This is a genomic window from Sphingopyxis sp. MG, assembly GCF_002953155.1.
GTDB lineage: Bacteria > Pseudomonadota > Alphaproteobacteria > Sphingomonadales > Sphingomonadaceae > Sphingopyxis > Sphingopyxis granuli.
The window spans coordinates 391,126-403,182 of record NZ_CP026381.1 but is presented as its reverse complement, the minus strand read 5'-3'; the positions used below and the strand labels follow the sequence as shown (position 1 = coordinate 403,182).

13 protein-coding genes are annotated in these 12,057 nt (G+C 64.7%); 6 read left to right on the top strand and 7 right to left on the bottom strand.

Annotation, left to right across the window (positions count from 1 at the left end; genetic code table 11):
* Nucleotides 1-51: 51 nt before the first annotated feature.
* Genes C3E99_RS01845 through C3E99_RS01825 form a run of 5 tightly spaced genes read right to left on the bottom strand, consistent with a single transcriptional unit; the run spans nt 52 to nt 4,557 of the window.
* Nucleotides 52-612 carry a hypothetical protein gene (locus C3E99_RS01845; RefSeq protein ID WP_158682051.1) on the bottom strand — a complete coding sequence of 187 codons (561 nt, stop codon included), beginning with the start codon at nt 610-612 and terminating at the stop codon, nt 52-54.
* Nucleotides 606-1,355 (bottom strand): SDR family NAD(P)-dependent oxidoreductase, encoded by a 750-nt coding sequence (locus C3E99_RS01840; RefSeq protein WP_234002562.1) that lies wholly within the window; start codon nt 1,353-1,355, stop codon nt 606-608. Before C3E99_RS01840 ends, C3E99_RS01845 begins: the two co-directional genes overlap by 7 nt.
* A complete protein-coding gene (locus tag C3E99_RS01835) occupies nt 1,342-2,166 on the bottom strand; it encodes an amidohydrolase family protein (RefSeq protein ID WP_067105160.1) in 825 nt (274 codons plus the stop codon). The genes C3E99_RS01840 and C3E99_RS01835 overlap by 14 nt, the downstream gene beginning before the upstream one ends.
* Before the next feature lie 37 nt (nt 2,167-2,203).
* The gene (locus C3E99_RS01830) at nt 2,204-3,298 is read right to left on the bottom strand and encodes an NADH:flavin oxidoreductase (RefSeq protein WP_104959327.1); all 1,095 of its coding nucleotides are present in this window, start codon (nt 3,296-3,298) and stop codon (nt 2,204-2,206) included.
* A gap of 14 nt (nt 3,299-3,312) precedes the next feature.
* Nucleotides 3,313-4,557 (bottom strand): spinster family MFS transporter, encoded by a 1,245-nt coding sequence (locus C3E99_RS01825; RefSeq protein ID WP_234002561.1) that lies wholly within the window; start codon nt 4,555-4,557, stop codon nt 3,313-3,315.
* A gap of 250 nt (nt 4,558-4,807) precedes the next feature.
* Between C3E99_RS01825 and C3E99_RS01820 the strand changes: the two genes are divergently transcribed.
* The 4 genes from C3E99_RS01820 to C3E99_RS01805 all read left to right on the top strand — a co-directional run bounded on the left by C3E99_RS01820 (nt 4,808) and on the right by C3E99_RS01805 (nt 7,934).
* Nucleotides 4,808-5,341, top strand: a complete 534-nt coding sequence (locus C3E99_RS01820; RefSeq protein ID WP_158682049.1) for a DUF3237 domain-containing protein — start codon at nt 4,808-4,810, stop codon at nt 5,339-5,341.
* 73 nt (nt 5,342-5,414) lie between these two features.
* The gene (locus C3E99_RS01815) at nt 5,415-6,353 is read left to right on the top strand and encodes an SDR family NAD(P)-dependent oxidoreductase (RefSeq protein WP_104959326.1); all 939 of its coding nucleotides are present in this window, start codon (nt 5,415-5,417) and stop codon (nt 6,351-6,353) included.
* A 15-nt stretch (nt 6,354-6,368) separates the two neighbouring features.
* Entirely contained in the window at nt 6,369-6,818 is a 450-nt protein-coding gene (locus C3E99_RS01810; RefSeq protein WP_067105165.1) for a nuclear transport factor 2 family protein, read from the top strand.
* 24 nt (nt 6,819-6,842) lie between these two features.
* Nucleotides 6,843-7,934: a YeiH family protein gene (locus C3E99_RS01805; RefSeq protein WP_324787698.1), complete on the top strand. Its 1,092-nt coding sequence runs from the start codon at nt 6,843-6,845 to the stop codon at nt 7,932-7,934.
* Nucleotides 7,935-7,967: 33 nt separating this feature from the next.
* On the opposite strand, the gene C3E99_RS01800 is transcribed toward C3E99_RS01805, so the two are convergent.
* Nucleotides 7,968-8,573 (bottom strand): glutathione S-transferase family protein, encoded by a 606-nt coding sequence (locus tag C3E99_RS01800; RefSeq protein WP_076077446.1) that lies wholly within the window; start codon nt 8,571-8,573, stop codon nt 7,968-7,970.
* 164 nt (nt 8,574-8,737) lie between these two features.
* On the opposite strand from C3E99_RS01800, the gene C3E99_RS01795 reads away from it, so the two are divergent.
* Together C3E99_RS01795 and C3E99_RS01790 are read left to right on the top strand one after the other, a co-directional pair.
* Nucleotides 8,738-9,325, top strand: coding sequence for a hypothetical protein (locus tag C3E99_RS01795; RefSeq protein ID WP_076073486.1), 588 nt, complete (start codon nt 8,738-8,740; stop codon nt 9,323-9,325).
* A complete protein-coding gene (locus C3E99_RS01790) occupies nt 9,322-10,893 on the top strand; it encodes a rhodanese-like domain-containing protein (protein WP_076073485.1) in 1,572 nt (523 codons plus the stop codon). The genes C3E99_RS01795 and C3E99_RS01790 overlap by 4 nt, the downstream gene beginning before the upstream one ends.
* Before the next feature lie 48 nt (nt 10,894-10,941).
* Here the strand turns inward: C3E99_RS01790 and C3E99_RS01785 are convergent, their stop codons facing one another.
* Complete coding sequence (locus C3E99_RS01785; protein WP_076073484.1) at nt 10,942-12,057, bottom strand: acyl-CoA dehydrogenase family protein; 1,116 nt, start codon at nt 12,055-12,057, stop codon at nt 10,942-10,944.

The following is a 12,057-nucleotide window of genomic DNA, read 5'->3' as shown; positions in this document are numbered from 1 at the left end:
AGGCCGGGCGCCCGGGCCCGGCCCGCCCGCACGCAAGCGCATTACCGCTTGTCAGCGATGGTCGACGTAGCGGCTGTCGAGATGCGCGGCGCCGTCGATGAACAGCCGCAACCCGCACAGCGTTTCCGAACCGGCCACGGCCGATGCAAGGCGCGCCGCGTCGTCGAACATGCCCGGGCTTCTCCGGGCGGGCTCGATCGGCAGGATGAGCATGTTGCACCGCACGGGCGGATGCATTCGTCCGAGCGAGCGCCCGAGCTGGATCATCGAACCTGCCGCCGCAGCCTGGGGCGCACTTTCCGGTTTTCCCAGAAAAGCATCCGTTCCAACGAGCAGGAGACTGCCCGAAGGCCCGGCCAGCGTACGCGCCATGCCGACCATCCGCTCGAGACGAATCGTAGGCGCCAGACAGAGCCGCTCGAAATCCTCGTCGGAAAGATCGAGAAAGCGAATGCTCCGCGCCTCGTCGACGGCATCGATCATGACGAGGTCGAACGGCCCATGGCCGGTCTCGACGAAATCGTGAATGTCCGTCAGCCGCCCAGCAATCGCCTCCGCGACGCCGGACCCGTTTCCGATCACTTTCAGGGAAAGGGAGCGTGCTCCTACCACAGGTCGATGCCCAGGCTGGTGCCTTCGTCGACGATAAGCATCTGGCCCCGCGCCCGTCGCCCTTCGGGAGAGGCGAGATAGCGAACCGCGGCGGCGATGACAGCGGGCGGCATGGGGCCATCGGAATAGATGCGGGCGAGATGCGCGCGCTGTTCGTCGGACAGCGCGCTCTGCATCGTCGTGTCGATCGCACCCGGTCCGACGGCGTTGACGCTGATCCCGCGGCGACGGAATTCCAAGGCCATCGACCGAGTCAGGCCGACCACCGCACCCTTGGTCATGCCGTAATGAGGGACATTGGGACTCACCAGATAGGAGGCGGAAGCAATATTGACGATGGCGCCCCCACTCCCCATCCGCCGCACGGCTTCCTGCGATGCGATGAATATCCCGAGCAGGTTGACGCGCAGCACATCTCGAAACTCGACTTCGGAAATGGTCCCGATCGCACACCGCTTTCCGGCGATCCCGGCATTGTTCACAAGGAGGTCGAGCGTTCCAATCCGATCGAGCACTGCTGCCACCGCGCACCGATCGGTGACGTCCATGACCTCGGTCGACAGGGGCGCGGAGCCGGGCGAAGAACGGGCCAACGCATCGAGGGCGTCACTGTCGCGATCCGCGGCGACAACATGCCACCCGTCCTCCACAAGCCCCTCGGCAATCGCCCGGCCTATCCCGCGGCCAGCCCCCGTGACGAGAGCCAGACCCGCGCGAGACGCCGCTGGTTCACCCTTCTTCAATGCCGAGAATCCGGGCGGCGTTGGCATAGGTGAACCTGTGCCAGGCCTCATCGCTCCAGTCCCATCGTGCCCGGATCTTTTCCATCGCGTTCAGCGACGCAAAGGGAAAGGCGCTCGCATAGATGATCTGATCCGACAATTGCCCGTTGGCCGCGATCCACATCGCGTCGCATCCCGGATTGGTCCAATAGATCGACGGTTCGAGAAAGACATTGGGCCGCCGAAATGCCAGGCCGAGCCAATCGAGAACCTGCGGCCATACTGCATGCGAATAGACGAATTTGACCATCGGGAAATCCGCGGTCGGCTCATCGAACAGATAGGGATCGCCGAAACGGCCAACCAGCGGCCCCACGGTCGTGACGACCGGAATGCCGAGTTCGGCCGCCTTTTCATACAGTGGATAGAGTTGCCTGTCGTTGGGAAGGATGCGCGCGGTGAAGGGGTCGATCGAGATTCCCTTCATGCCAAGGTCCCGCACGGCTCTTTCGATTTCCGCGACCGCCCGATCGCCGGACGAGACGTCGATGCCCGCAAAACCGATGAGTACGTCCGGATACCGCTTCACGCAGTCGGCGATATAGTCGTTGCTCGTCCCGAACGCGACGCCCTGATCCGACACGACCTGCCGTCCGGTGACCACCGCCCGCGTCACGCCGACACCCCGCAGATCGGCCATGAAGTCGGCGAGTTCGACCTTGGGAGGCGGAGGGCAGCCCCAGCGCTTCCACAGGAACTCACGCCCCGGCTGATCGTAGAGCGACATGATTTCCCTGGTATTCGGCCGCGCCCGAAAATCGATCAAACCCATGATATCCTTCTCCCTTTGAATGAGTACGCCCGGACGCTCAGGCGAGCGTCCGTTCCGCGTCCTTTGAATAGGTGATCAGATTCTCGAACCGGCCGGCGCGCACCTTGCGCGGCCAGAGCGGATCGGCCAGAAGCGCCCGGCCGATAGCGACCAGGTCGAATTCGCCGCGAGCCAGCATGCCGTTCAGCGCTTCCAGCCGGCTTTCATCGATCGCGGTATCGACCCCGGTCCTGCTGACCAGAAATTCCTGGTTCAGCCCGACGGAGCCCACGGTGATCACCGTCACGCCCGTCAGCTTCTTGGTCCATCCAGCCAGGTTGAGCGCTTCACCTTCGAATTCCGGTTCCCAGAAGCGCCGCGACGAGCAATGGAAGATGGTCACGCCGGCATCGACCATGCGCGTCAGAAATGCGGAAAGATCAGCGGGGTTTGCAAAGATCCGGGCATCGTAATCCTGCTGCTTCCACTGCGAGAAACGCAGGCCGATCGGGAAGCCAGGCCCCACCCTCCGCCGGCACTCGGCCACGATCGCTTCGGCGAGCAGATAGCGGTCGGCGCCATGGGCATCCGCGCGCAGATTCACCTCTGGCCAGAAGAACTGGTCGACGAGATAGCCATGGGCAAAGTGGAGCTCGATGCCGTCGCAGCCCAACCGCTTCGCGTCCTCTGCCCCCTGGCCATAGGCCGCCACCAGCCGTTCGATGTCCGCGTCGGTCATGGCGCGCCCCACCGCCTGTCCGGGAGCGAACAAGCCGGAAGGCGAAATGGCCTCCACTTCGGGATTGGCGCTCAGTTCGGACTGCCGCGCCGCCCCGGTGTGCCAGAGCTGCGGGAAGAACGCGCTGCCGGCAGCGTGGACCGCATCGACGATCCGCTGCCACCCGTCGAGCGGTTCTTCTCCATGGAATCGCGGGATTCGAGGGTTTGTAACCGCGGCGGGCTCATCGATCGCCGCCCCCTCCGAAATGATGAGCCCCGCTCCGCCCTCCGCCCGCCGGCGATAATATTGCACCACATCGTCGCCGGGCACGCCATCGGGGCTGAAACATCGCGTCATGGGGGCCATGACGATCCTGTTGGGCAGATCGAGTCCGGGCGAACGGAAGGGTTCAAAAAGATGGTCGGGAATCATGCAAAAGCCTCGGTTCAATCAAGTTCAAGTTCTTGGACGATGGTTCGGCGGGCCAGCCAGAAGCCTATTCCGGCAACCAGATTCGCGGGCGCGGTCAGGAGGAGCGCCCAGCGCAATCCTTCCGCACTCCCGAGCGATGCCGCGAAGAGGTCGGAGAATATGCCGATGAGCAGCGGCCCAAGTCCGAGGCCCGTCAGCGTCAGGATGAAAAGCAGGATCGCCGCCGCCGTCGCGCGCGTTCCGGGCGAAACCAGCGTCTGCACCGCCGCGAAGGACGGGCCGAATATCAGGCTCGACAGAAAGACGGGAAGGATCAGAAGGCCGGCGGCGGTCGTGAAACCGGGCGCCAGCATCACCAGGACGAAGGCCGGAGACGCCAGTATGAGAGCGATGGCCGGGACGGAACAATAGCTGCGCAGATCGTTCCGGGCGAGACGGTCGGTGATCAATCCACCGGTGATGACGCCGGCCACGCCGCTAAGCCCCTTTACCAGGCCAAGGCTGAGGCCGACCAGCACCAGCGGTCCGGTGCCGGCCGGAGCCAGCGCCGCGATTTCCTCCCCGTGGACGCGGAGAAAGAAGGAGCTCCAGAACGCGCCCTGGCCATAGGTTGCGACGGATGTTGCAGCGCCTGCAAAGCATATCCACCAGAACGTGCGCTTGGACCGCAATTCGATCCACGCATCCCTGATCCCCGCCTTCGGCCCGGCCTTGAGCGAACGAAGGTCCCGCGGTTCCTTGACCGTCGCCATCAGAACGGCGGCGAGAAGAATGCCGGGAACCGCCGCGACGAAGAAAGCCATTCGCCAGCCGAACGCATCGGCGACGATCGCGCCGAGACCGAGGCCCAGCAACGTGCCGACCGGACTGCCCAACGAAAAATAGGCGAGGGCGGAGGCCCGATTCTGGGGTGTCGTGAAATCGGCGATCAGCGAATGAGAGGGAGGCCCGCCCCCCGCTTCACCGCATCCGACGCCGATGCGCGCGAGCAGCAACTGAACGAACGAGCCGGCAAGGCCGCACAGCGCGGTGAAGGCGCTCCACGCGAGCAGCGAAACCCCGATGATGACCGGTCGGTTGGAGCGATCGGCCAGTCGCGCGATAGGCAATCCCAATACCGAATAGAAGAGTGCGAAGCTCAGCCCGGTCAGCATTCCCAGTTGCCAGTCGGCGAGTTGCAGGTCCTGCTTGATGGGCTCGACCAGAATGTTGATGATCTGGCGGTCCAGGAAATTGAGCGTCGAGACGACCAGCAGCAATGTCAGAATATAGCGGCGGTAGGACGGCGAAACATTCGCGGCCCCACCTTCGCCGCCCTGTCCCTCGGCGGTGCCCGTTGCACGAGTCATGGTCGCTCCTCTGCCATCTCAGCCATGCCTCTGGTGGGAAGGCTTGCGGACATCGTGGCGCAAATCGGTCGGCAAGTCGTAGTCCAAATCGCCTTGCGCCCCAATTTTACGAATGTGATTTTGGGACCGGCGCCGGCGCGCGATTTGGAGCCTGCCGGGGTTGCTGCTCTACAAGCCGGAATGTCTGCGGCATGGCCGCCCTGAAATCGAGTGGAGGATGAAGATGGCCGGAATCGAAACCCTTTCCTGGGAACCGCTGTTCGCGATGCGGCTGGATGTCGCCTATGACCGGGCTCAGCCCGTGGGTGGTGAGAACAAGCGGGGCATCTTCCCTGTCGTCGGCGGCACCTTCGAAGGGCCCAGAATGCGAGGCCGCGTCCTCGACGGGGGTGCCGACTGGGTATCCTGGCGCAGCGACGGAACGATGCTGATCGACGTGCGCACCGCCCTGGAGACCGACGATGGCGCGCTGATCTCGATGCAATATACCGGGCTGTCGACACCGACCTCGCCGGAAGCCGCCGCGCGCTTCGCCCGCCGCGAACCCGGCCCTTATGAAGACCTCTATCTGCACACGACGCCGCGGTTCGAAACCGCGCATGAAAAATATGAATGGCTGAACCGCGTGATCGCCGTATCGAACGGTATGCGCACCGACGACGGCCCGCTGTATCACGTCTTCGCCATCAAATGAGCCCGGCGGCGCACGGCGCTGCCACATTTTTCCGGTCCGTCCGCAGGCGGCCGAAGCAGAGAGGACATCGACCATGGAACAAGTGGAGGGGAAGGTCGCCTTCATCACCGGCGGCGCCAGCGGCATCGGCTTCGGCATGGCGCAGGCCTTCGGCGAAGCGGGAATGAAGCTGGTCATCGCCGACGTCCATGCCGAGCGACGGGAGACGGCGGTCGGCGCCTTGTCGGAAAGCGGTTTCGCCTGTCATGGCGTCGACCTCGACGTGCGCTCTGCGGCGTCATGGAAAGCCGCGGCCGACGATGCCGAAGCCCGGTTCGGGGCAGTCGACATCCTCTGCAACAATGCCGGCGTCGGGCAGGGACGACGGACCGACGGAACGCGCCTGCTGCTGGAAGCAACCGACGAAGAGCTTTTCCGGCTTGTCTTCGACATCAACGTCATGGGGCCGTTTCTGGGCGTCCGCACGATGGTTCCGCGCATCGTCGCACGCGGGGCGGCGGGACATATCGTGAATACGGGATCGATGGCGGGACTGATCGCCCCGCCCGGCCTCGCGACCTACAGTGCCTCCAAATATGCGGTAACGGCGCTGTCCGAATCGCTGCGTGCAGAGCTTGCGGCTCGCAATATCGGCGTTTCGCTTCTATGTCCCGGCGGCGTCCAGAGCAGCCTCGACACCACGTCCGCCGAGCGCCGCAACGAGCAATTGGGCTCCGGTTTCGATCGCGAGGCAGGTTTTCTGTCGAACCGGCCGATCAACCCGGAGATGATGGAGCCGGTCTCGGTCGGTCGCCGCGTTCTGCGCGCCATCCGCGACAATGATTTCTACATCTTCACGCACCCCGAATATGCCGGCCTCATCGAAGAACGCTATGCGGCGATACGGCACGACATCGGGTCGTCGGCCCAGGACGGGTACGTCGACCCCGACTGGCTGCTCGCCGCTTCGCGCAACCCCGCCTATTCCGAGGATGACCGCGGCGACGCGACTGCTGGTCTTTCTGCCCGCTAGAAGGTCGATTCACCGATGAACGAACTCGACAAGATGCTCATCGAGCGCGAGTGCCATAGGCTGATGGTCGATTATAATATCTATAACGACACACTCGACATCGAGGCATTCCTGACGCTGTGGACCGAGGATTGCGTCTTTTCGCGCGTCGTGCCCGAACCCGTGTTCGAGGTGTCCGGCCATGCCGGTCTGCGCGCGGCGATGGATCAGATCATCGTCCACTCCGACAGGCTGCGCCGGCATCTGCTCGTCAATCCCAGGATCACCGTCCATGGCCCCGACGATGCGGAAGGTTTCTGCATCGGCCTCGCGATCTATGGCCCGGCGGGCGACCGTTCGCTTCCGGTTGCCATGGGGGGCGTCGAGCTTGTCGGCGAATATCGCGACCAATATCGACGCACATCCGAAGGATGGAAGATCGCGCGTCGGGAATTGACGCGCGTGATCGATCTGGACGCACGCTAGCGCCGCCGGTCCCCGCCGGCCGGCATGTCCCTTTCATCCGTTCAGGGCTCGCCATCGCCGCGGGCCACAGGAGATTCCATGGCCGGATCCTCGCCCTATCCCATGGCATGCGACCTTTACGGCGACATCATCGACCGCCCCGATCACACGTGGCGAAGCCTGTTGCCTGGGCTCGTCGTCGTCTGCATGGCGACGCTCGCGGCCGGATTCATCGCCGACCGTTATGCCATGCCGCTGACGCTGACGGCGTTGCTGACCGGCCTCGCCCTGAACTTCCTGTCCGCCGACGAGCGGCTCGACGCGGGGCTGGCCTTCGCATCGCAATATCTGCTCCGCGCCGGCATCGTCCTCGTCGGGCTCAAGATCACTTTCGGCCAGATCGCCGACCTGGGCCCAAGCGTTCTGATCGCGACGATGATCGTGATGGCGTTGGTGATGCTGGTCGCCGTGGGGATCAGCCGCCTGCTCGGCTTTGGCAACGGCTTCGGGGTCCTCGCCGGGGGCGCGGTCGGAATCTGCGGCGCATCGGCGGCGATGGCGATCGCATCCACCCTTGGCGAACGGCGGATCAGCCAGGCGCAACTCACGCTGGTGCTGGTGGGGGTGTCGGGCATGAGCGCCATCGCGATGATCGCCTATCCCATCCTGCTGCACAAACTTTCGTTCGGCGACATCGACGCCGGTTTCGTGCTCGGCGCCGCCATCCACGACGTCTCGCAGGCGATCGGAGCGGGCTATTCCTTCTCCGACGCGGCCGGACAGACGGCGGCGATCGTCAAATTGACGAGAGTAACGTTGCTCGCTCCGGTGCTGGCGATCATCGCCCTCTGTTTCCGGACGGAGGAGACCGGCCGGCGGCATCCCGGCGTCCCGCTTTTCGTGGTCGGCTTCTTCGTCATGGCCGGGATCAACTCGCTGGGAATCGTCCCCGGGTTCGTGGGAGCGCAGGCCGATCGTCTGGCCGCGGCCCTGCTGGCGGCGGCCGTGACGGCAACGGCGGTTCGCTCTCCGCTCCGGCAGTTGACCGGAGGCGGCGGCAGGCAACTGGTCATCGTCGGTGCTGCGACGCTGACGGCCTTGGCGGCCACACTCGTCGCGGTCCGTCTGGGGGTCTGACCGGCGCCGCCGGTCGCGCCCCCTCCCTCTTTATCAGCGATCGAGGGCGCGCCGCACGGCCGCGCGGTCCATCAGGCGCTCATAATGTGCGCCGCAATTGCGCGGCAATCGGCCGTCCAGCCGATTGACCATCCACCATTCGGCATAGAAGAGCGCCGCGTCGGCGATCGAGAATGATCCGGCGACGAACGGCCGATCCTCCAGCACCCTGTCGAACAGGTCGAAACCCGAACGAAAAATCTCGAGCCCCCGCTCTTTCACATGTTCGGCTTGATCCCGATCCGGACAGAAATTCTCGGGCCGGACGATCCGCGAGAAGCCCTGCATATGCATGGTCGAAACGACATATTCGACGGCTTCGAGAACACGAGCCAGACCCAGAGGATCGGCAGGCAGCAGTTGCCGTTCCGGTTTCAAGGCCGCGAGATAGGAAGCGATGGCCGGCCATTCGGTGATGAGCTGACCGTCGTCGCGGATCAGCGCGGGCACCTTGCCCTTCGGATTGATCGCCAGGAATTCCGGCGTTCGCTGCTCACCGCCGGGCAGATCGACATAACGAACCTCGCAATCGATCCCCAATTCCTCGATCAGCACGAGGATTCCGAGCGAACAGCTTCCTTTTGCGTGATGAAGAATCATGACCCCATTTTCCTTTTCGATGAATTTCGCGCAGGCACACCGCCGGATCAGCCCCGGCACTGCAATGGAACTTGCCCGTCTGCGATCCAAATCACGCATGAAATAAGCCGGCCGCGCGGCCGTCCGGCGGGCATTGGCATTTCCGCTGCGCTATCGGTCGATGGATGAACGCGGCCCTTCCCATCGCGCGCTGGAACCGATTCATCGACCGATTCACCGAGGCGGTCGACGGGTGGAGTCAGCGGCCCGATCTCGATCGGGGCGCCAGCCTCTTGTCCGACCTCGTGGCGCGCGACGATTGGCTGCCGGCGCCCTTCGCGCTCCCCGATTCACGAAGCTACCGGCAATATCTGCTGCATCTCGATCCACGGGCGCGCTTCAGCGTTGTCAGTTTTGTTTGGGCGGCCGGCCAGTCGACGCCGATCCACGATCATTGCACATGGGGGCTCGTGGGCATGCTTCGCGGGCGGGAAGCCTCGCAGGGCTTCCATCGACGGCAGGGATCGCTGGTTGCCGGCGGCACGCAGATACTGCATCCGGGGGACGTCGCGGTTCTCGACCCCGAAACCGGTGATATTCACAGGGTCAGCAACGCCGCGGAAACGGCATCGGTCAGCATCCATGTGTATGGCGGCGACATCGGCCGCATCGAACGCCACATCTACACCATCGACGGGCAGCGACGGAGCTTCGTCTCGGACTATTCCGCGGCGCACGTTCCCGACGACTGGCCGGGGAGCCTGCCGCAATGAAATTCACGACGCCCGAAGCGATTCGTCTCGCACTGCTGTCGCGCCGGGAGATCGCTTTGTTCGACCTTCGCGGAGAGGCGGCGTTCGCGACCGGCCATCCCCTGTTCGCCGCCAACCTGCCTCTGGGCCATCTCGAACAGCGCATCCTCCTCCTCGTGCCGCGCAAGGAAACACCGGTCGTCGTCTATGATGACGGCGAAGGATATGCGGTTCCGGCTTTCGATCGTCTGACGGCGATCGGCTATACCGATGTTTCGGTCATGGAGGGCGGGCTCGCCGCATGGAAGGGCGCCGGCTATGAATTGTTCGAAGATGTCAATTCGGCCAGCAAGGCCTTCGGGGAACTGGTCGAGGCCCGCCGCCATACCCCGTCGGTCTCCCCGCAGGACGCTCGCGCCCTGATCGAGAGCGACGCAGACCTGGTCGTTCTGGATGTGCGCCGCTTCGACGAATATCAGCGGATGAGCATTCCGCATGGGATCAGCGTTCCGGGTGCCGAACTCGTACTGCGCGCGCGGACGATCGCGCCCGACCCGGCAACGACGATCATCGTCAATTGCGCGGGCCGCACGCGCGGCCTGATCGGGACACAGTCGCTGATCAACGCGGGCTTGCCGAACAGGGTGATGGCGCTTCGCAACGGCACGATCGGATGGACGCTGGCGGGGCAGGAACTGGATCGCGGTCGGACCGAAAGTTTCCCCGACGTCGGCAAGAAGGAGCGCGAAGATGCCCGGGCGGCGGCGCAGGCCGTGTCCTACCGCGCCGGGGTGAAGCGCCTGTCCCCCCAGCAGCTCGATACGCTGAAGGACGATCGGTCGCGAACGCTCTATCTGTTCGACGTGCGAACCGCGGAGGAATATCGGAAAGGCCATATCGACGGGTTCGTCAACATCGCCGGCGGCCAGCTAGTGCAGGAGACCGACATGTATGCGCCGGTGCGCGGCGCCCGCATCGTCCTGGCCGACGACATCGGGGCCCGCGCCGACATGTCCGCTTCCTGGCTCGCGCAGATGGGATGGGATGCCTATGTGCTCGAAGGCGGCTTCGACGGCGAATTGGCGACCGGCGAATATGAAGCCCCACGCCCGCCCGCGCCCGAAGCCCCAACGATCACCGCGGCCGAACTGCACGACATGGCTGGCGATGCCGCGTGCGGTGTCGTCGATGTATCGCTCAGCACATCCTATTCGGAAGGGCATATTCCCGACGCCATGTTCGCGATGCGCAGTCGCCTGCCCGATGCGGTTGCGGTTCTCGACAGGTTCGGACGGATCGTCGTGACAAGCGAAGACGGCTATACGGCGCGCTTCGCGGCCATCGAATTGCAGCCGCTGGTGAATGCCGAGGTCCTCGCCCTCGACGGCGGCAATGGGGCCTGGCGCAGCCAGGGGCTGGCATGGGTCGCCGGAGCCGGTCAACGGCTTACCGCGGCAGACGATCGCTATCGACGACCCTATGAAGGCACCGACAATCCGGTCGAAGCGATGCAGGCCTATCTCGATTGGGAATTCGGGCTGGTGGCCCAGCTGGAGCGCGACGGCACGCACGGCTTCTTCGTCATCTGAACATGCGACTGCCGGGCCGATCCCGGCTGCCCGCCAGAATCGCCGCGCCTACCGGAACGAGGCGTCGGCGAAGCGGGCCTTGTGGAAGGATGCATCCCCGAAGGCCAGTTCCAGCATCATCTGGCGTCGGAGGTGATGGCTGACCACCAGTTCCTCACTCGTTCCGACACCCCCGTGCAGCTGGACGGCCTGCTGGGTGACGGCGATGCCGCACTGGGCCACGCGGACCTTTGCCGCCGCCACCAGCGCCGCATCCGATGCCGTCTGCGCATATTGGGCCGTGGCGACCATCGTCAGGGCACGCGCCTCCTCGCAGGCTAGGCTCATGTCGACCAGCTTGTGCTGCACCGCCTGGAATGTTCCGATCGGCGCGCCGAACTGCTGGCGCGTCCGGACATAGTCCAGCGTCGCCGCAAGAGCGGCTTCCATCGAACCGACCGATTCCGCCAGCACGGCGAGAATGGCGCGATCCATCGCCAGATCGATCCGATCGGCCGCCTCCCCCATTTTTCCAACCGGGGTGGCGGAGACTTCGCGGAGCACGAGCGAGGCATGCCGATGCCCGTCGACTGACCGGAATCGCCGGACGTCGAGCCCGTCCGCATCGCAGGGCACGAGAAAGAGGCCGATGCCGTCCCGGCTGCCGGCGCTTCCCGACGTGCGCGCCGAAACGAGAAACCAGTCGGCGTCGGCCCCATCCTCGACATGGATCTTCGTGCCGGACAAACGAACGCCGCCACCGTCGGCGAGCGCTTCGGTGCGGATCGAGGCGGGGTCGAACCCGCTATCCTCGATCAACGCGGCGGCGATGCGGATCGCACCGGCGCCGAGTTGTTCGAGCAATACCGCGCAATGTTCGCCGCCGCCGCGCATCAGCGCCGGTGCAAGGACACAATGGCTGGCATAGGCATCGGTCATCAGGTGCCGGCCGATGCCTTCCATGATCGCCATGACCTCGACCGGCCCGCCGCCCAGTCCGCCCTCGCTCTCGGAAATCGGCAGCGCCAGCCATCCGAGTTCGGCCATCTTCGCCCAGCGGCGGCGACCGCCCGCGGGGCCTTCGGCCAGGCGCTTCAGGCGGTCGGCGGCATTCCATTCCTCTTCGCCGAAACGCTCGACGCTGTCGCGCAGCATCTGCTGCTCGTCATTATAGGCGAACTGCAT

What these genes read in the sequence shown, in the direction of transcription:
- C3E99_RS01835 (WP_067105160.1), bottom strand. Translation starts at nt 2,166, where the DNA reads ATGGGTTTGATCGATTTTCGGGCGCGGCCGAATACCAGGGAAATCATG.
- C3E99_RS01830 (WP_104959327.1), bottom strand. Translation starts at nt 3,298, where the DNA reads ATGATTCCCGACCATCTTTTTGAACCCTTCCGTTCGCCCGGACTCGAT.
- C3E99_RS01815 (WP_104959326.1), top strand. Translation starts at nt 5,415, where the DNA reads ATGGAACAAGTGGAGGGGAAGGTCGCCTTCATCACCGGCGGCGCCAGC.
- C3E99_RS01810 (WP_067105165.1), top strand. Translation starts at nt 6,369, where the DNA reads ATGAACGAACTCGACAAGATGCTCATCGAGCGCGAGTGCCATAGGCTG.
- C3E99_RS01805 (WP_324787698.1), top strand. Translation starts at nt 6,843, where the DNA reads ATGTCCCTTTCATCCGTTCAGGGCTCGCCATCGCCGCGGGCCACAGGA.
- C3E99_RS01800 (WP_076077446.1), bottom strand. Translation starts at nt 8,573, where the DNA reads ATGATTCTTCATCACGCAAAAGGAAGCTGTTCGCTCGGAATCCTCGTG.
- C3E99_RS01795 (WP_076073486.1), top strand. Translation starts at nt 8,738, where the DNA reads ATGAACGCGGCCCTTCCCATCGCGCGCTGGAACCGATTCATCGACCGA.
- C3E99_RS01790 (WP_076073485.1), top strand. Translation starts at nt 9,322, where the DNA reads ATGAAATTCACGACGCCCGAAGCGATTCGTCTCGCACTGCTGTCGCGC.
- C3E99_RS01785 (WP_076073484.1), bottom strand. Translation starts at nt 12,057, where the DNA reads ATGCAGTTCGCCTATAATGACGAGCAGCAGATGCTGCGCGACAGCGTC.